At 61.9% G+C, this 17,850-nt stretch carries 15 protein-coding genes and 1 tRNA gene; 8 read left to right on the top strand and 8 right to left on the bottom strand.

Annotated features, from left to right (window positions below):
- Nucleotides 1-5: 5 nt before the first annotated feature.
- Together HYG81_RS21470 and HYG81_RS21465 are read left to right on the top strand one after the other, a co-directional pair.
- Nucleotides 6-1,097 carry a DNA topoisomerase IV subunit A gene (locus HYG81_RS21470; protein ID WP_180841728.1) on the top strand — a complete coding sequence of 364 codons (1,092 nt, stop codon included), beginning with the start codon at nucleotides 6-8 and terminating at the stop codon, nucleotides 1,095-1,097.
- A 155-nt stretch (nucleotides 1,098-1,252) separates the two neighbouring features.
- Nucleotides 1,253-1,558 (top strand): hypothetical protein, encoded by a 306-nt coding sequence (locus HYG81_RS21465; protein ID WP_180841727.1) that lies wholly within the window; start codon nucleotides 1,253-1,255, stop codon nucleotides 1,556-1,558.
- A 19-nt stretch (nucleotides 1,559-1,577) separates the two neighbouring features.
- On the opposite strand, the gene HYG81_RS21460 is transcribed toward HYG81_RS21465, so the two are convergent.
- From HYG81_RS21460 to HYG81_RS21430, 7 genes are all read right to left on the bottom strand, one after another.
- Nucleotides 1,578-2,282, bottom strand: a complete 705-nt coding sequence (locus tag HYG81_RS21460) for an MBL fold metallo-hydrolase (protein ID WP_180841726.1) — start codon at nucleotides 2,280-2,282, stop codon at nucleotides 1,578-1,580.
- 100 nt (nucleotides 2,283-2,382) lie between these two features.
- Nucleotides 2,383-3,120 carry a fumarylacetoacetate hydrolase family protein gene (locus HYG81_RS21455; protein ID WP_180841725.1) on the bottom strand — a complete coding sequence of 246 codons (738 nt, stop codon included), beginning with the start codon at nucleotides 3,118-3,120 and terminating at the stop codon, nucleotides 2,383-2,385.
- A 100-nt stretch (nucleotides 3,121-3,220) separates the two neighbouring features.
- A complete protein-coding gene (locus tag HYG81_RS21450; RefSeq protein ID WP_180841724.1) occupies nucleotides 3,221-4,069 on the bottom strand; it encodes a sugar phosphate isomerase/epimerase family protein in 849 nt (282 codons plus the stop codon).
- 1,099 nt (nucleotides 4,070-5,168) lie between these two features.
- Complete coding sequence (locus tag HYG81_RS21445) at nucleotides 5,169-8,222, bottom strand: PAS domain-containing sensor histidine kinase (protein ID WP_180841723.1); 3,054 nt, start codon at nucleotides 8,220-8,222, stop codon at nucleotides 5,169-5,171.
- A gap of 299 nt (nucleotides 8,223-8,521) precedes the next feature.
- Entirely contained in the window at nucleotides 8,522-9,553 is a 1,032-nt protein-coding gene (locus HYG81_RS21440) for a UbiA family prenyltransferase (RefSeq protein ID WP_226376012.1), read from the bottom strand.
- A gap of 1 nt (nucleotide 9,554) precedes the next feature.
- Nucleotides 9,555-10,385: a sugar phosphate isomerase/epimerase family protein gene (locus HYG81_RS21435; RefSeq protein WP_180841722.1), complete on the bottom strand. Its 831-nt coding sequence runs from the start codon at nucleotides 10,383-10,385 to the stop codon at nucleotides 9,555-9,557.
- A 3-nt stretch (nucleotides 10,386-10,388) separates the two neighbouring features.
- Nucleotides 10,389-11,189, bottom strand: a complete 801-nt coding sequence (locus HYG81_RS21430; RefSeq protein WP_180841721.1) for a TatD family hydrolase — start codon at nucleotides 11,187-11,189, stop codon at nucleotides 10,389-10,391.
- Nucleotides 11,190-11,369: 180 nt separating this feature from the next.
- Between HYG81_RS21430 and HYG81_RS45350 the strand changes: the two genes are divergently transcribed.
- The 4 genes from HYG81_RS45350 (at nucleotide 11,370) to HYG81_RS21415 (ending at nucleotide 14,390) form a co-directional block, all read left to right on the top strand.
- Nucleotides 11,370-11,495, top strand: coding sequence for a hypothetical protein (locus tag HYG81_RS45350; RefSeq protein ID WP_255647649.1), 126 nt, complete (start codon nucleotides 11,370-11,372; stop codon nucleotides 11,493-11,495).
- Complete coding sequence (locus tag HYG81_RS21425) at nucleotides 11,492-12,712, top strand: inositol-3-phosphate synthase (protein WP_180841720.1); 1,221 nt, start codon at nucleotides 11,492-11,494, stop codon at nucleotides 12,710-12,712. The genes HYG81_RS45350 and HYG81_RS21425 overlap by 4 nt, the downstream gene beginning before the upstream one ends.
- A 54-nt stretch (nucleotides 12,713-12,766) precedes the next feature.
- Nucleotides 12,767-14,152: an alkaline phosphatase family protein gene (locus tag HYG81_RS21420; RefSeq protein WP_180841719.1), complete on the top strand. Its 1,386-nt coding sequence runs from the start codon at nucleotides 12,767-12,769 to the stop codon at nucleotides 14,150-14,152.
- A 163-nt stretch (nucleotides 14,153-14,315) separates the two neighbouring features.
- Nucleotides 14,316-14,390: transfer RNA gene (locus HYG81_RS21415), tRNA-Glu, on the top strand.
- A 329-nt stretch (nucleotides 14,391-14,719) separates the two neighbouring features.
- Here the strand turns inward: HYG81_RS21415 and HYG81_RS21410 are convergent.
- A complete protein-coding gene (locus HYG81_RS21410; RefSeq protein ID WP_180841718.1) occupies nucleotides 14,720-15,391 on the bottom strand; it encodes a lamin tail domain-containing protein in 672 nt (223 codons plus the stop codon).
- 746 nt (nucleotides 15,392-16,137) lie between these two features.
- Here HYG81_RS21410 and lrp point away from each other — a divergent pair.
- Both lrp and HYG81_RS21400 read left to right on the top strand, forming a co-directional pair.
- On the top strand, nucleotides 16,138-16,593 hold the full coding sequence (lrp, locus tag HYG81_RS21405; protein WP_180841717.1) for an HTH-type transcriptional regulator Lrp: 456 nt from the start codon (nucleotides 16,138-16,140) through the stop codon (nucleotides 16,591-16,593).
- 303 nt (nucleotides 16,594-16,896) lie between these two features.
- Entirely contained in the window at nucleotides 16,897-17,835 is a 939-nt protein-coding gene (locus tag HYG81_RS21400) for a twin-arginine translocation signal domain-containing protein (RefSeq protein WP_180841716.1), read from the top strand.
- Nucleotides 17,836-17,850: the final 15 nt, after the last annotated feature.

Genomic DNA, 17,850 nt, shown 5'->3' with positions numbered 1-17,850 from the left:
AAACAATGAGCACGGACGACAATCAGCAGGCACGAGAGCAGTTGATCGATCTCGCGGCGCAGTTTTACGACCAGTTCGAACTGGGCGAGATCCCCCACATGTCCGTGCCGACGCGGACGAAGAACAACATCGAGTACGACGAGGAGCTGTCCGTCTGGGTCTACGGTGACCGCGAGTCGACCCGGTCGGCGAACTCGGTTCGGGGCGCCCGGAAGCTCCTCAAGGCCGTCTACACCATCGAATTCCTCGCCGAGCAACTCGATGAAGACCGCTCGTCCACGCTGCGTGAACTCTACTACCTCTCGGAGAGCTGGGACAACGACGAGGCCCAGTTCACGAGCCAGGACGAGTCGAACGGCATGATCGAGGACTTAGAGATCGTCTCCGGGGTCACTCGAGAGGACTTCCACATGCGCCCCGAGGAGTCGGGGGCGAAGGTGATGGGGCCACTCCATATCCGCGAGCAAACGAACCGCGGCGACCGCGATATCCACTGTCAGCTCGACGTGGGACAGGGCGGATACCAGATTCCGAACAACCCCGACACGATCGAGTTCCTCGACCACGATGCCGATTTCGTCCTCTGCGTGGAGACCGGTGGCATGCGCGACCGGCTCGTCGAGAACGGCTTCGACGAGGAGTACAACGCCATCGTCGTCCACCTCGGGGGCCAGCCCGCGCGCGCCACGCGTCGACTGACGAAGCGCTTCCATGACGAACTCGGCCTCCCCGTGGTGGTGTTCACTGACGGCGACCCGTGGTCGTACCGCATCTACGGCTCCGTCGCCTACGGCTCGATCAAGTCCGCTCACCTCTCGGAGTACCTCGCGACCCCCGAGGCTGACTTCATCGGTATCCAGCCCAGCGACATCGTCGAATACGAACTGCCGACCGATCCGCTCTCGGATTCGGACATCAACGCTCTCGAGAGCGAACTCGAGGACCCGCGCTTCAAGACCGACTACTGGACGGAACAGATCGAGTTGCAACTCGATATCGGAAAGAAGTCCGAACAGCAATCGCTGGCGTCACACGGGCTGGACTTCGTGACGGATACGTATCTGCCCGAGCGGTTGGGCGATATGGGCATCCTCTAGAGACTCTTCGAACCGTGGTATCTCGAAGTTCGGCTCGAGGCCTCGTTTGACGGTGATTTTCGACGGTTTCTGAAACGACCATTCGGTGACGCCCTGTGTCTGCAGGTGCAACCGGTTCCCGTCCGCGCGGCTTGTCACCATCTAGAATCAGTGATATGGCGGACGACAAAGACAGCGAACGGCCGATGCACAGCGACCCGGACGAGGAAGCGATAGACGAACCGACGACCTCCGGTGCGCAGGAGGCCGATGAAACCGCGTGGATGATGAAAGAGGGAGTCACGATCGGTCTGATCTCGATCATGGCCGTCGTCGTCCTAGCGCTGGGGCTCCTGCAGGGGACCGGTCTCGTCGACGTCTTCGCACCGATCGCCGACACCAATTTCGGGCAGTGGATCGCGTTCGGAGTGCTGGTTCTCGTCGTCATCGCCGTGTTCGCCTGGTCGCGCGTCGGCGTCTGACTGACAGCGCCGCCGGCCGTCACTCGTCGAGGACGACCGGAACGCCCCGGTGCGCAACGTCGACGACGAACGCGTCGACGTCAATTTCGGTCGCCGCGGCGGGATCGTAGCGAACCGGAAGCACGAGATCAGGCTCGAGGCGGTCGGCCAGCGCCGCCGCTTCGTGGCGATCCATCGTTGACGTACCGTCGATCGGCGGGAGGAAGAGGTCGACCGGAACGTCCTCGTGAACCGGAAGCACGTCGGTGTCACCGGGCCAGAACGCGGTGATGCCGTCGATGGTGACGCCGAAGCCACAGCCCCGCCCCTCGGGATGGGACGGCGTTCCGTTTTCGTCGGTGTGTGGACCGTCCGGATCGTTGTACGCCGGCGTCGTGAACAGATCGAGCGGCCCGAGGACGAACGACTCGTCGGCGGCGACGCGTTCGACCGCGAACGGGAGCGCTTCCGGTCGCTCGTCGACGCGGCCGATCTCGCTCGCGTCGATCGACTCGTGAACGACGACCAGCGCGTCCTCGCGAGCGACGCGTCGAATCGACTCGGGATCGTAGTGGTGATCGTGGGAGACGAGAATCAGATCGCCGTCACGGGGCTCGAGCCCATCGAGAACGCCGTACTCTTCGGGATCGGGATCCAGATAGACGACTGTGCCGGTTTGCCCCTCGAGTCGGACGGCCGCGTGGCCGAACCAGTCGGCGGTCACCGCGTCGAATCGGACGGTCATGCGAGACCGTTTCTCAAGCGGGCCGAAAAGCGTTCCACTCCGATCGCCTCGGATCGGATCGATCGCGGGCCGAGGGCGGACACCGGGAACGGAGTAGCGCTCAGGGGATGCGGACCGAGTGTTCGAGCGTGCCGACGCCCTCGACTTCGATCTCGATCTCGTCGCCGTCAGCGAGCGGGCCGACGCCCTCGGGCGTGCCGGTCGCGATCACGTCGCCGGGCTCGAGGGTGAGATAGGTCGTGATCTCGGCGATCAGTTCGGGGATCGAGAACGCAAGTTGTTCGCGGGAGCCGTCCTGTCTCGTCTCGCCGTTGACGCGAGTCCGGACGGCGGCATCCGCGGGGACTTCGTCGGGAGTCGCGAGGACGGGCCCCATCGGCGCGGCACCGTCGAAGGCCTTGCCGCGGATCCAGTTCTGTTCCCGATTCTGGTCGTCGCGGTTCGAGAGGTCGTTGACGCAGGTAAAGCCCTCGACGACGTCCATCGCGTCGGTTTCGGGGACGTGGCGACACTGCTCGCCGATGGCGACGCCGAGTTCCGCCTCGTGATCGATTCGCTCCTTGCCCGCGGGCAGGGTAACGGTGTCGCCGTGGGCCGCGAGCGCGTTCGGCGGCTTCAGGAAGAGCATCGGTCGGTCGGGGAGTTCGGAGTCGAATTCCGCCGCGTGGTCGGCGTAGTTCTTCCCGATACAGACGATCTTCGAGGGCTCCGACGGCGGCAGAACGTCGATCTCGTCGCTCTCGAGGCTGTAACTCTCGTTCGCGAAGTGAACGGTGCCGTTCTCGTACTCGCCGCGGCGAACTGCGCCGGCCGGGTCTCGGAATCGGACGTATTTCATAGTCGATGGATGGTCGCAGGGGGTAAAAAGGATTGAGAAGGCGGCGCGCTTGAGGGTGTTCGAACCGATGAGCCGATGGTGGGTCTGGCAGGTGGGGACGCTACACGTACTCCTCGAGCGCCTCGAACGCCTCCCGCGCCGCTCGGTCAGGTTCGTCGGGATAGGTGTAGAGCTCGAGCGTGGCGAACCCGTCGTAGCCGATGTCCGCGAGGGCGTCGAATATCGTCCGAAAGTCGAGGTCTCCGTCACTGGGGATCCGGTGATAGTGCTTTCCACGGCGGCCGCCGACGATGTCCTCGAGGTGAACCCCCGTAATGGAGCCGGCGCTGGCGCGGATGCTTTCGGTCACGTCCTCGCCGTAGACGGCCGCGTGGCCGACGTCGAGGTTGACGCCCAGCGAGTCCCGGCCCATCTCGTCGATCAACTCGAGCACCTCGTGGGTGTTCTCGATCAGCAGTTCGGGTTCGAACTCGATGCCGACCTCCACATCGCGGGCCTCGGCGTAGTCGAGGATCTCGTGGAGCGACTCGCGGAGGTAGTCGCGGGCTTCCTCGGGCGCCGTTCCCGGGAGGGGACGGCCGGTCGCCAGACAGATCGCCGGCGAGTCGACCGTCTCGGCGAGGTCGATCGCTCGCTTCGTGTACTCGACGCGCCACTCGCGGGCCTCGTCGTCGGCACGGATCACGCTCGGCTCGAAGAACGCCGACGGCGGCGCGTCGTCGTAGTAGCCCATCGCCGTGTTCGCGTTGATATTCGAGACGGCGAGGTCGGTGTTCGAGAGGGCCTCGAGCAGCGCGTCGCGATCGGCGTCCTCGAAGTCGGGGAAGTAGGCGTGAGGGTCGTCGCCGAGCAGTTCGACGCCGGCGTAGCCGTGGTCGGCGATCCGGCGGACAGCTTCGGGGAGCGAGTGACGCGTGTACGCATTCGTCGAGAAAGCGAGTTCGACCATCGATCTGAGGCTCGTACACCGGAGGGGCACTAATTCGTTGGCCCGTCACACTCGAAGCGCGATTATTGTGAGCGGTGGCTGGAGGGCACCGCGAACCGGCGGTAAGCCGTGGCACGGAGCCGTACGAGGGACGAAGGAGGAAGCATCGCGACCGACCGAGTCGGTTGGGGAGGACGGGAAAATCCCTCGTGGCCACGCGAGCAGGAAACCTGTGTTCGCAGTAGAATCTTAGAGAAGTGATCGTTCCAGCACTTACGTATTTTGCGCTAACTGTACCCCCTTTCATCCCCGGAATTGGAAGTGGAATCGTCTCATGGGTGATTACACTCGTTGTTCTTTATCTCGAAGCAGTCATTGTATCATCGCTGTACCGTGTTGCTCTTCGATAAGTATGCCACCTGTACTGAACAGCATCTAAGATGGCCGACTGTAATCTCATTGATGTGCTCGGTGATACGAACGTGAGAGTCTACGAAATCGTGGATCCAGATTAGAAGCGCCTATTGGGTCTGATCCGCGAGAGATCACAAAAATGGATTCAGTACTTAGCAGCAATCTTTTCGAAAGCGACTACAAATCGATAGAGGAAGTCGAGCCGAGGCGACAGTCTTTGGATGCCACCGAGACGCGATAGCATCTGCGACGGACAGACTATCGTTGTGGGCGGCTTCCTGTCGGGCCTGCCGTCGGCAGTACCCACACCGCATGGTTCGTGCTGCGAGATGCGAATCGTTCGGCGGTTCCAGTTCACCCACCCGGTCTGGAAATGACCGATTTTCCCGGCGCGTAGCCCGAGTCGCCCTGCAGTGAGACAGATAAATCATGCCTCGAAGTTGTGCGGCTCTGGGAGTGCTGAACACGCTTCCAGCAGGAGTTCGAACTGCCGGTCGGTGAGGACATCTTCGTGGGTGTGCCGGGTCGTCAGTGCTTTTCGGTGCCGATTCGCCCACTCAGTGGCGGGTTGCTTGTGATGAGACACCCCTCAACCGTTCTCATGCTATTGCATTGAGAATCTCGTCCACGTCTACTGAATAGAGGGCGCGTACGCATCACTGCGGACGGTGTCAAATCAACAAATTAAACCGAGTGTAAAGCGAGTCTATCTCTTCTGGCCACTCGCCACAGGGAGTGTGAACGAGAATGTCGTCCCCTCGCCAGGTACGGAGTCAATCCAGATGTCGCCGCCGTGGCGCTCGACGATGCGCTCGCACAACGCGAGCCCGACCCCGGTACCGGAGTGTTCGTCTGGGGTGTGGAGGCTCTGGAACACCTCGAAGACGCGGTCGGCGTCTTTCGGCTCGATACCGATCCCCTCGTCGCTGACCGAGATAACCCATTTAGCCCCGTTTCGCTCGGCTGAGATATCCACCTTGGGCGGTTCATCGCCGCTGTACTCAATGGCGTTGTCCAGCAGGTTCTGGAACACTTGACGCAACTGCCCCTCGTCTCCGTCAACACGGGGCAGCGAGTCAGCGGTGATCTCAGTGTCGGTCTCCTTGATCCGAACTTGAAGATCATCACAGACGTCCGCGACGACGGCGTCCAGTTCGACTGACTCGAAGTTGTCACCCCGTGTCTCGACTCGTGAGTACTGAAGGAGCCCCTCGATCATGTTGCGCATTCGGTCGGCGCCGTCGACCGCGAACTCGATGAAGTCCTGCGCGTCTTCGTCGAGGTCGTCAGCATAGCGATTTTCTAGCAGCTGGAGATAGCTCGAGACCATCCGCAGGGGTTCTTGGAGGTCGTGGGAGGCGGCGTAGGCGAATTGTTCGAGGCGTTCGTTGGATTCCTCGAGCTTGTCGATCAGTTCTTTGAGTCGCTGCTCGCGCTGTTTACGTTCGGTGATGTCTTGAGCCGCCCCGCGGAACGAGACGACCTTATCGCCGACGGTCTCCGGAGCCCCCTGAAGTCGAAGCCAGCGTATTTCATCGGTGGCTGCTGTCCGGAGCCGTACCTCGATATCAAAGGGGTCGCCGGAGGCGAGCGCGTCCTCAACGGCCTCCTCGACTATCGGTTTGTCCGCTTCGTGGTACATGTCGAGGGCCTCGTCCAGGGGCGGTTCCTCATCGGTGTGCACCTCCAGGAGTTCGAAGATGTGGTCGGTCCAGAACACGTCCTGGGTCTGCGGATCGATCTCCCAGCCGCCGACGTCCGCGATGCGCTCAGTCCGCTCGAGCAAGTCGAGTGCCCGTTCAAGTTCGCGTTCGTGCTCCTTGCGCTCGGTGATATCTTGGGCGAAGCTCAGTCCGGCGTATATCTCGCCGTCCGCATCCCGTAACGGCGTGGCCCACACCCGCCAGTCACGACCGACGACCTCGGTTTCGATGGTTCCGGTCTCGCCGTCTTCGATGGCAGTCCGGAACAACGGCTCGAGATCCGCCACGGCATCGTCGGGGTATAGCTCTGGCATTCGTGTCCCTTCGACTTCCTCTGCGCTGGGTGCGGGATCACCCACTTTCTCCCCTGCCGCCAGCGTGTACCGGAGGTCGTGGTCGTAGACGCCGACCGTCCCGTTTGGAAAGTGCTCGGCCAATGTGCGGTAGAGTCGCTCAGATTCTGCGAGCTGACGCTGGGCCTCCTTACGCTCGGTAATGTCGCTCAGGGTGACGACTCCGCGGGTCACCTTGCCAGTCTTGTCCCGGATCGGCATGCCCTCCGCTCGGATGATCCGTCGTTTGCCGTCAGCGGTGTCGATCTCGAAGATGTCTGGCTCGGTCACTTCCTCGCCATCGACTACGCGGGCCAGCGTCATCTCCTCCGGGGGCACCGGCTCGCCCGAATTAGCCCATCGCACTGGGTACTGGTCGTACTCCTCGATGGAGTCGGCATCGAACACGTCCCCGCCCCAGATAGTGTGTGCAGTATCGTTGGCCTCGATTATCTCCCCGTCAGCCTCCGCGACGACGACACCGACTGGGATCACTTCGAACAGAGTCTCGAACTGTTCTTTATTTCGCTCGAGTTCGCGTTCGCGATCCTTGCGCTCGGTGACATCCCAGACGACGATCATGCCGGCGAACACCTCGTCTTTGGCGTCTCTGACCGGGAGAGCGTGCGCGTGGAGGTGTCGGCTCCCGAACTCGATCTCGAAGGTATCGGCCTCTCCCTCGAGTGCGCCCTGAAAGTATGGCTCGATTTGTTCGACGAGACTGTCCGGATGGAGTTCGTGGATGGTGCTCCCGATTCGGTCCTCCGGCTCCATATCGAGCGTCTTCAAGAGCTGTCCACCAACGGCGGTGTACCGCATGTCCTCGTCGAACATTCCTACCGATCCATTCGGGAAGTTCTCGACGAGCGTCCGGTACCGACGCTCGCTCTTCTCGAGTTTGCGCTCGTTCTCGCGTTGCTCAGTCACATCCTCGAACGCGAATACGGCCTGTTCCAGTTCATCGTCTTCGTTCTGTTGCGGGGCACCGTTGACTGCCAGCCACACGCGCTCACCGGAGGGCTTGCGAAGGCCGAGGACCTGATTGTAGATCGCCTCTTCCTCCGTGACCACACGGTCGAACGGTGCTTCCCCGGTCTCAAGCGGCTCACCGTTCTCATTGACGAGATCCCAGCGAGGGTCGTCGTGGGAGAAACCGCCGAGTTCGTCGCGGGAGCGACCGTATATCTCCTCGGCGCGCTCATTGGCGAAGGTCACCTCGCCATCGGCGTCGATGACCGCGATTCCGATGGGGCTGGTCTCGACGATTCCTTTGACGAGATCGCGTTCCTGTCGGAGTTCACGTTCCGCCTGCTTGCGCTCGGTGATGTCGCGCACAACCCCTATGGACCCCTGAAACGTTCTATTCTCGACGAGGAGGTGCATCTCCAACTCGCATGGGATTGTGTTGCCGTCAACCGTCAAGGCTGTGAACTCGATAGCCTCGTTCTGGCGGTCGTCAGTGAGCCGCCGGACGATCTCGTGCTGGATACGACTGACGTCCTCGTCGATGAGCACAAGTGACGCGTGCTCGCCGAGGAGATCCTCTCGAGAGTAGCCCGTTAATTCAACGATGGTGTCGTTAACCGCGACGAACCGCCCCTCGGCGTCAAGCTGGTAGATGCCGTCGTCGATCATATTAATGAGCGTAGAGTAGCGATCGAGTGCACGTTCGCCGGCAGCGTCCGCCCAAAATCCGCCCCCTGGAGCCCCTGCTTGATCGCTCATATGAACAATGATGAATCCCAGATTGGATAAGTTCGTCGTGTACTAACCGAGTCTGGAACCACTCCTAGATTGGATACCATAAGACGGCGGGTTGCTCTCTCGTTTCGGGTTTCAGGAACCAGTCTCACGCTTAGTGAGCGGGTCGCCTGAGGACACCATTGCCGGAGCCACTGTGCTAAACTCGTGTTCTATATTCAGCACGCCATTTCTGGCATCCTTCTGAGAGGTCGATACTCACTCTTCGCCGCGGCCCAGCGCGCGCCACCGCGACGTCACAGCGCACCACCACATGTGGGTAGTCACGTCACGTCGAAGACGTGCGAGAGACCAACCGCCGGAATGAGAAAGACGCCGGCAGCAAGTCCCCAGCGAACCCCCGCTGCGGTGGCGAAGGCCGCGTCGAGCAACACGAGTCCGAGGACGCACGCGCCGACCGCCGGCCCGACGGTACTCGGTACCGGATCGGCGTACGCGGCTCGCAGGGGACGACTGACCCACCAGCAGAAGGCAACGGCAAACGCGGTCGCGACTACCGCCTCGAGCGCGGTCGGACCGACAGCGACGAGGTACCAGCCGACGGCGAGCACTGCTGCAACCGCACCCGCAGCGGCGACCGCGACGGCACCTCGGTTGCCACCCTCGGTCTCTCGAGCCGCCATGAACGTGACGGCGGCGACGTAGCCGGTGATGACCGCGGGAACGGCGAGCAGTCGGAGCGGGGACTCGAGCACCGCGCTTCCGGCCGCAGTCGTACCCAGCAGGACGTTCAGCCCGCGCGTCGCACCCATCGCGAGGAAGCCGGCGGCGGCTCCCTTCAGAAGGCCGTCGTAGGCGACGATCGCGACGGCGACCAGTCCGGCGGCGACGGCAGCGGGACCGCCGGCGACGACGAACGCGATCCCGACGGCGACGAGCAGCAGCGCGAATCCGAGTCCGAACGCGGCGCGCCGGGACACGCGACCGGAGGGAATCGGGCGTTCGTGCCGTTCTCGAGCGTCGATGGGCGCGTCGAACGCGTCATTGAGGGTCGTTCCTCCCGCGTAGAGGCAAACGGAAGCGATCGCGAGTCCGGCGACAGTGGCTGGGACGAAATCGGAGCCGGCGACGCTCACCAGTGCGGCCCCGAGGATCACGTCCGGCGGTGCGGTGAAGAGGTTCGGCATGCGGACCAGTTCGGCGAACGCCCCGAGGGTCGCCTGCAGGCCTCGTTCGGGTTCGGATTCGCCCTCACCCTCGCCGTCGATTGTGTCCGCCTCCGCGTCTGCGTCCGCCTCCGCCTCTGCATCCGACCCCGCGTTCCCGTTTCGATCCGACGACACCCCGCCGGCCACCCTACGCCCACCCGCGTTCCTCGAGGTAGGCCATCGCCTCCCGCGCGGTCTCGATCGGCGTCTCCTCGTAGGGGTAGAGTTCGACGGTGACGAAGCCGTCGTAGCCCCGGTCCTCGAGTTCGCCGAGGAAGGCGTCGATGTCCATCGCGCCGTCGCCGAGCTGGGTGTGTTCGTGGGTCCGGTCGGCTGGGATGTCCTCGAGGTGGTAGTGTCTCGTGTGCTCCCAGAGCGGTTCGACGAGTTCGGCCGGATCCTCGCCGACGCAGTAGAAGTGGCCCGCGTCGAAGTTGCACTTCACGCGCTCGGAATCGACTCGCTCGAGGAGCGCGAGGAACTCGTCGCCGGTCTCGATCAGGAGGTCCGGTTCGGGCTCGACGAGGAGGTCGACGCCGACTGCCTCGGCCGTCGGGATGACTTGCTCGAGACTCTCGACGAAGGTGTCCATCGCCCACTCGCGGGACTTTCCGTCGGGAATCGGCCCGCCGGGTTCGATCGAGATGTAGGGCAGTCCGAGGTCGGCCGCGGTCTCGAGCGCCGCGAGGGTGTAGTCGATTCGCTTCTGGCGGTACTCCTCGTCCGGTTCGATGTAGGAGGGATGGTGAAAGCCCTCGATCGCGGTCAGCATGAACGCGTTGCCGTTGCTGACGGCGATTCCGTGCGTATCGAGGACCTCTTCGACGCGTTCGCGTTCTTCGTCGGTTGCGTTCGGTGGATAGAGGTGGGGCTCGTCGAGCAGTAGTTCGACGCCGTCGTAGCCCGCGTCGGCGATGGCCTCGATCGCGTCCTCGAGTTGATACTCCCGGAAGGCGTTGGTGGAGAAGCCGAACTGCATGAGTCAGGCCTCGTAGTCGAAGTTCGGCGACTGGTCGAAGAACTCGTAGGGGTTCTCGAAGACGACCTTGCGGACCTCCTCGCGATCCCAGCCCCGGTCGAGCATCTGGTCACGTGCTTTTGGCACCGCCAGCGGATCCGAGGGGTCCCAGTCCGCGGCGCTGTTGAAGATCATGTTGTCGGTGCCGTACTCCTCGAGCAGGTCGATCGCCGACTCGGTCTCGATCTTGCCCGGGTAGAGCGTGAAGCCGATCCAGCAGTCCGTTCGCGTCGAAATGTCGATCGTATTCTCCGTGTTGTGGTCGATAATGATCCGTTCCTGCGTGACGCCCATCTCTTCGATGATCTCGACGATCCGCTCGGTGCCCGACGGCTTGTCCGTGTGCGGCGTGTGGACGATGACAGGGAGTTCGCGCTCCTCTGCGATCTCGAGCTGGCGGCGGAACGCCCACTCCTCGTCGTCGGTCACCTGATCGAAGCCGATCTCGCCGACGCCGACGACGGGGTCGCGCTCGAGGTACTCCGGGATCCGGTCGACGACCTCCTCGGCCATCTCGCGGTAGTTCGCTTCCTTCGGCTCGAGCCCGATCGTCACGTAGTGGTCCATCCCGGCGGCCCGCTCGGCACGGTCGGTCTCGTGTTCGATGATCTGTTCGAAGTAGTCGAAGAAGGCACCCGCGTGGTGTTTGTCCTGGCCGCTCCAGAACGCGGGCTCGATACAGCACTCGATACCCGCCCGCCGCGCTCGTCGGTAGTCGTCGGCCGAGCGCGATACCATGTGCATGTGAGGATCGATAATCCGCATATTCTGCCGTCCCACGACCCGACGGTTTGGTGCTGTGATCGTTCGATCGCCAAACCCGAGGTTGATGATGGTGAATCAACACCTCTCTGCGGCGGAATACGGCGTTACGAGCGATCAAAACCGTGTTACTCCCGCTACGCGAGTCATAACGAAAGCCGTTCGGCCCCCACGGTCGCAGGAATGACGCTGATCGAACGAGCGACGGCAGTGACGAACCCGCTGTGGATCGATCCCGAGAAGGGGACGGGTGAACGCGCGTCGACAGTCCGGACCGAGCGGCCGTCGGGAGGGGATGAGACCCGATGAGCCACGGGGAACATCCAGCGGTCGACGACGCGGATCGAACGGGGGTCTGGCTCGTGGGGGCACGCGGAAACGTCGCGACGATGTCGATCGTCGGCGCTCGCGCCATCGCTCAGGGAGCGACCGACACCACTGGGATGGTCACCGAGCGCGATACGGTTTCGAACCTCGAGCTCCCGCCCGTCGAGGGATTCGTCTTCGGGGGCCACGACATCGAACCGGAGTCACTCGTCGCGCAGGCCGAACGCCAGCGCGATCGAAACGGCGTTCCGGACGCCGACACGCTCGAGGCGGTTCGAGATGATCTGGCCGCGATCGACGAGCGGATCGAGGTCGGCACGGCAGTCAACTGCGGTGCCGCCGTCTCCGAGGACAGCGAACAGCTCGCCGAAGACCTGTCCATTCGGGACGTCGTCGACCAGATCCGAGACGACTACGAGACGTTCCGCGATAGCCACGACCTCGAGCGACTCGTCGTCGTCAACGTCGCCTCGACGGAACCCGAACTGGCGGAGTCGGACCGCTACGACACGCGCGACGCGCTCGAGCGAGCGATCGACGAGGACGACCGCGACCTTCCCGCCAGCGTCCTCTACGCCTACGCCGCGATATCCAGCGGACATCCGTTCGTCAACTTCACGCCGAGTACGGCCAACACGCTCGGGGGAGTCCGCGAACTCGCGGCCGAAACCGAGGTTCCGCACATGGGACGCGACGCGAAGACCGGCGAGACGCTCGTCAAGTCCGCGCTCGCGCCCATGTTCGCCGGCCGCAACCTGCGAGTCATGAGCTGGGAGGGCCACAACATCCTCGGCAACAAGGACGGCCTCGTTCTCGAGGACGAGGCGAACGCCGCCGGCAAGCTCGCGAGCAAGGGCGACGTGCTCGATTCGATCCTCCCCGATATCGGTCACAACCGGGTCCGGATCGACTACACGCCCTCGCTGGCCGACTGGAAGACGGCCTGGGACTACATCCACTTCGAGGGCTTCCTCGAGACGGAGATGAAGATGCAGTTCACGTGGGAAGGGTCGGACTCCGCGCTTGCCGCGCCGCTCGTGCTCGATCTGGTGCGGCTGATTTCCCACGCCGACGAACACGGCGACGGCGGGCTTCAGCCCCAGCTCGCGTCGTTCTTCAAAGCCCCGCTCGGCGTCGACGAGCACGACTTCTCCCGGCAGCTGGACCGACTGTACGACTACGCCGAGGAGCATCGCTGAGACGCAACGATCCCCACCGATTCCCGTTGCATCCCGACACGCCCCTGAGATCCCATGACTGCACCCACGATTCCCGAGACGGCCCAGATGGCCGGCCGAACGATCGTCCTCGACGTCGTCGGCCTCCAGCCCCAGCACATCGACGCCGACCGAACGCCGACGCTCGAGTCGCACTTCTCAAGCGAACGCGTGACCGGCCTCAGACCACCGTTTCCCGCCGTCACGGTTCCGGCTCAGACCACCCTCGCGACCGGGCGCGGTCCCAGCGAGCACGGCGACGTCTCGAGCGGCGAATACGACCGCGAGCGAGAAACCGCCGAGTTCTGGGAGCGCGACCGCGACGGTCGCGACCGGATCTGGGAGACCGCGAGCGACGTGGCTGGGCTGACCACCGGCGCGCTGAACTTCCAGCACCTGATCGGGACGAGCGCCGACGTGGCGGTCACGCCGTCACCGATCGAGGACGAGGACAACAACCTCCTCGAAATGAACTGCTGGACGAATCCCGACGGCTTCTACGATGACCTCCACGAGGAACTCGGCCACTTCCCGCTGCACAACTACTGGGGGCCCGGTGCGAACGAGGAGGGGAGCCGCTGGATCCTCGCGGCAGCACGCGAGGCGATCGACCGGTTCGATCCCGACCTGCTGTGGATCTACGTCCCCCACCTGGATTACGCCGGACAGAGCGACGGCCCCGGCAGCGACGCCTTCGCGACGGCACTCGAGACCGTCGACGACCTCCTCGAGGGGTTCCTCGCCGACCTCTCGGAAACGGACCGCTGGGACGAGACGGTCCTCACCCTCGTCAGCGAGTACGGGTTTCACGAGGTGGATCGACCGATATTCCCCAACCGCGCGCTTCGGGAGGCCGGGCTGCTCGAGACGGACGCGGACGGCGACGCCGACATCGGCGGTTCGGACGCGTTCGCGATGGTCGACCACCAGATCGCACACATCTACGCCGAGGGAGCGGTCGACGCCGCTCGCGATGCGCTCGCGGGGCTCGAGGGTATCGACGCGGTGCTCGACGACTCGGGGAAGGCCGAGCGCGGGATCGACCACCCGAACGCGGGTGACCTCGTCCTCGTCGCGGATCCTGACGCCTGGTTCCAGTACTACTGGTGGGACGACCGCGCGAACGCGCCGCCGTACGCGACCGAGATGGACATCCATGCCAAACCCGGCTTCGACCCCTGTGAGTTGTTCTTCGGCGACGAGGGACTCGTCTCGCTGGACGCCTCACAGGTGAGTGGCTCCCACGGCCGCGTCGACGAATCCGCCTACGGCTGTTTCGGCCTCGGCGGACCAGCAGCGCCCGAACTCGAGGGCGACGGACCGGTCGACGCGACGGACGTGACGCCGACGATCGTGGATTTACTCGGGCTCGAGGGGGAGCTCTCGATGTCGCTCGAGGGGTCGTCACTTCGGCAGTCGTGAGCGAAACTGGACGCGTGCGTGATAGTGTGCCATCCCCAGCCCGGAACGGAACCCTTTTTACTAGCCCCCGGCAACGACCAGTTGCACACAGCGCGTGTGACGGATCGCTCCGGTGGGTCGCTGAACGTAGTGAAGCGAGCCTCGGTGCGAGAACAGCGTGATCGCTCCGTTGGTGTAGTCCGGCCAATCATTTCGGCCTTTCGAGCCGATGACCTGGGTTCAAATCCCAGACGGAGCATTTTTGCGAACGAAGTGAGCAAAAAGCGGACGCTCTGTGATTTGAATCAGAGACGTCGCAGCCCGCGAGCGAACGAAGTGAGCGAGCAGGAACGTCTTCGCGTGGTTCAAATCCCAGACGGAGCACTAAGATAGCTTCGCCGTCTCGCAGTTTTCACACGTGGTATAAATCATTGTTATATAGTGACTTTTCTTGTCCTTTTAGCCGAATCCTCTTCTTAAGACTCTCTACATTTAGCGTTCTTTCTGGACTCCAAGGGACCTCACTGTCTCCTCAAAGTAGAATAACGGTAGCTGAGAGAAAACGAGGAGATGGAACTGCTGCGTTAGTTAGCAGTCATCTTCAGCTTCTGCTTCGGCTTCAGCTTCCTCTTCTTCGTCAGCATTAGCGTTGACGTCTTCGTCGGCTTCTCCGCCAGCATCTTCGTCGCCTGTGTCGGAGTCGGATTCAACGTCAGTATCGTCGTTGGTGGTCTCATCGGTGTCTGCTGACGACTCGTCACCAGTGTTGTCCGAATCCGTATCAGAATCTGAATCCGAACCCGAGTTGTCACCTGATGAGTTGTCCCCTCCGGAGGTATATCCATCACTTGTCGCTACGAGTTCACCCTCGGGTGAGAGAAGAGCGATAACGTCCGGATCCTGGTCATTAATTCGGCCATGATCATAGTCTGCGATTTGGTAGTCTGCCTTAACGTCACCTATTTGAGTTGACTGGAAACCTGACCAGACTGATAGCTGCTTGCCAGGTTCAATTGTCACACCTTCTTCAAAGGCTTTAGTCTGATCTTCGTCGTTTTCATGCTCCCAATCCAGCAGATAGCCTCCAAGATCAACGGTCTCGCTGCCTGTATTCTCGAGGATAACCGTTTCCTCGGTCGGATTAACTTCAACGATTTTGACCGGTAGCTCGTGCCCATCTGCGAGGACATTTCCACTGATACCAATGCCGGCTGCTGCCAGCGCTGTGCCTGCGATGAACCGTCGTCTGTTGAGCCTCATAGCAGTCAGTCATTCAGTCACCCATGCACAATAACATCGACCATGAAATTTCAATAACCAATAGATATTACTTGAGAAGAGAAAGTGATTAGGAAGAATAGTAGATGACGTGTACAACTCACTTGTATGGCAACCCGGATAGGTGGACAGACTCGCAAAGTGGATAATATGCCGTATCTGCCGATATCACAGGAAACAAACTATGAGGGCCCCTTCTCGCCCAATATCACCGCGTGTTTCACGCTAAAATACATCTGAAGAATAGGCTCTCAACAGGGCCGGTTTTCCTGATAATTCGATTCGCCTATAGGTCGACGAAACAGGTTTTATATATCTGGGTTCAAATCCCGGACGGAGAACCCCGCTGTCACTTGTTACCGAACGAACCCTTTGGTTTTGTTCCGTGGAGAGCTGTCTTCTCTCGAGCCGTGAGCTCATCCCAACCTAGTACAAATCCCAAACGGCAGATTCGCGACGACCGAATTCTCGAGTCGTCAACGTCACGGACGAGAATCCGAATCGGGAAAGGACGAGTGATACCAGCAGTTTCGATCGGTTCGTCGGGTAGTGACGCTCGTTCGGTTGCTGGATGCACATGACACCGGAGAGGTGATGACGATTCGTCTATTTGCAGTAATCTACACCCATACACGGCACATCCGCGTATCTCACAACATCGACTCACTGGGCGCGAATAGAACTGGATATTCGTAAACTCCTAGTAGAAGGAGCACCTTGTACCGGTAATGACCTACGAAGACTTGGACTCAGACCTGGTAAACAAACTCCTCGACGACGGCCGAGCCAGCCTCCGTAGCCTCGCCGAAGAACTCGACGTCTCGGTGACGACGGTCTCGAATCACCTCTCCGATCTCGAGGAGGAAGGTGTTATCGAGGGCTACACGCCGAAAGTCGACTACGACGCGGTGGGATACGATGTCACCGCTGTCATGCAGCTGAAAGCCGAAGGGAGCGCGCTTCCCGAAATTACACAGACGCTGAAGGATCACCGCCAGATGATCTCCGTCTACGAGGTCACGGGGGACTACGACGTCATCGCGATCGGGAAGTTCAAAGACACGGACGACATGAACGACGAGATCAAGTCCCTGATCACCGATCCTGACATTAACCAATCGAATACGAGCATCGTGCTCAACGCCGTCTCCGAAAACGAACAGTTCGAACTCGACACGGAGTGACTGACTGCCGTCATCGAGTCGTTGAGCGGAATCAAAGTTACTGTAGCCGCTCCGTCTCCGTCTTTCTGATCGCGGTAGCCCGACTGTGACTATTCGCACGGAGTCTCGAGTTACTCCGATTTCGGGGACGGAAACTATCTCTTGTCCGTCGAGGGCCCGTGCTAACTGCTGATTGACACTAGCCATCAACTAACGGGAAGAGACGAAGCAAATACAGCGAACCGACGTTCCTGAAGAAATATATTCCATACCCGCAACTGTGGAAGCATCTATTGAGGCCGACGCTGTCTCTCGAGAGGCATCATGGCATATGGTACCAATCCCGAAGAGAGGTACAGCTACGGGGAGGTGAGCGACGCGGATCGTCGTGACTTCCTCAAAGCCCTCGGCGTCATCGCCGGCGGCGGTATCGCCGGTGCGACGCTGCGTGATCTCCGCGCGGAGGTCTCGAGCGGTGCTGCGGACGGGCTCGCCGAGATGGGCGAGGCGGTTCGCGCTGGACTGACGGGAACGCTCGACGCGGCGCTGTTGAACGAGGAACTGGCGGGGCTCGAGGAGAGCTTCGAACTGTTGCCCGAACTGGAGTCGATGGGGATCCCCGAAGAGGGGGCATCGGCGTATCAAGAGCTGACCACGGCGGCGTGGGGAATCAACGAGCACCTGACTGAGGTGGGCTTTTTCGCGAGCGCCGAGGAGAACTTGCCGGCGTTCGAGCCGGGACACATCGAGGAGACGACGCGGCAACTCCTGCATATCGACGCGCTTCCGGCGACGCTCTCCGAGGTCGGCTTCGCGGAGCAAGAACAGACGGCACTGGTGGTCAACATCGTGAACTCGCGCGAGCAGTTATCGTGGTGGATGAAGACGCCCGATTATCCGCCGGCGGACGCCGTCGACGACGGCGTCGTCCACGAGTACGTCGCGCCGCTCCACCAGCGGGCCGCGGAGGGGTCGCTGCTGTGGATCGACGGACTCGACTACTACCTCTGGCAGCGGGAGCCGCTAGTCACCAGCGAGATGATCGACCGGGGACTCTGGGACGCCAAGTCGATGCTCGGCGGCTACTACCTGTTGGGCTCGGCCGCGCGCGACCTCGCGGCCGGCGATATCGCCGACGACCAGCTGACGACGCTGACGACCGCCAGTACCGCGATCATGATCATCGGCCAGGAGTTCCTCATCGACGACGTCATCCGGATTACGGACGACAAGCGTGCAGCGAGGAACCCAGCACCCAACTAACGACGGTGAACACGA

The organism is Natrinema zhouii (genome assembly GCF_013456555.2).
Lineage (GTDB): Archaea > Halobacteriota > Halobacteria > Halobacteriales > Natrialbaceae > Natrinema > Natrinema zhouii.
This window is presented reverse-complemented; position numbering and strand designations above follow the sequence as displayed.

Bases quoted from the DNA above. Each gene is read 5' to 3' on its own strand.
- HYG81_RS45350 (WP_255647649.1), top strand. From the start codon at position 11,370: ATGACGCTGATCGAACGAGCGACGGCAGTGACGAACCCGCTGTGGATC.
- HYG81_RS21430 (WP_180841721.1), bottom strand. From the start codon at position 11,189: ATGCGGATTATCGATCCTCACATGCACATGGTATCGCGCTCGGCCGAC.
- HYG81_RS21470 (WP_180841728.1), top strand. From the start codon at position 6: ATGAGCACGGACGACAATCAGCAGGCACGAGAGCAGTTGATCGATCTC.
- HYG81_RS21425 (WP_180841720.1), top strand. From the start codon at position 11,492: ATGAGCCACGGGGAACATCCAGCGGTCGACGACGCGGATCGAACGGGG.
- HYG81_RS21400 (WP_180841716.1), top strand. From the start codon at position 16,897: ATGGCATATGGTACCAATCCCGAAGAGAGGTACAGCTACGGGGAGGTG.
- HYG81_RS21455 (WP_180841725.1), bottom strand. From the start codon at position 3,120: ATGAAATACGTCCGATTCCGAGACCCGGCCGGCGCAGTTCGCCGCGGC.
- HYG81_RS21410 (WP_180841718.1), bottom strand. From the start codon at position 15,391: ATGAGGCTCAACAGACGACGGTTCATCGCAGGCACAGCGCTGGCAGCA.
- HYG81_RS21460 (WP_180841726.1), bottom strand. From the start codon at position 2,282: ATGACCGTCCGATTCGACGCGGTGACCGCCGACTGGTTCGGCCACGCG.
- HYG81_RS21450 (WP_180841724.1), bottom strand. From the start codon at position 4,069: ATGGTCGAACTCGCTTTCTCGACGAATGCGTACACGCGTCACTCGCTC.
- lrp (WP_180841717.1), top strand. From the start codon at position 16,138: ATGACCTACGAAGACTTGGACTCAGACCTGGTAAACAAACTCCTCGAC.
- HYG81_RS21435 (WP_180841722.1), bottom strand. From the start codon at position 10,385: ATGCAGTTCGGCTTCTCCACCAACGCCTTCCGGGAGTATCAACTCGAG.
- HYG81_RS21445 (WP_180841723.1), bottom strand. From the start codon at position 8,222: ATGAGCGATCAAGCAGGGGCTCCAGGGGGCGGATTTTGGGCGGACGCT.
- HYG81_RS21465 (WP_180841727.1), top strand. From the start codon at position 1,253: ATGGCGGACGACAAAGACAGCGAACGGCCGATGCACAGCGACCCGGAC.
- HYG81_RS21420 (WP_180841719.1), top strand. From the start codon at position 12,767: ATGACTGCACCCACGATTCCCGAGACGGCCCAGATGGCCGGCCGAACG.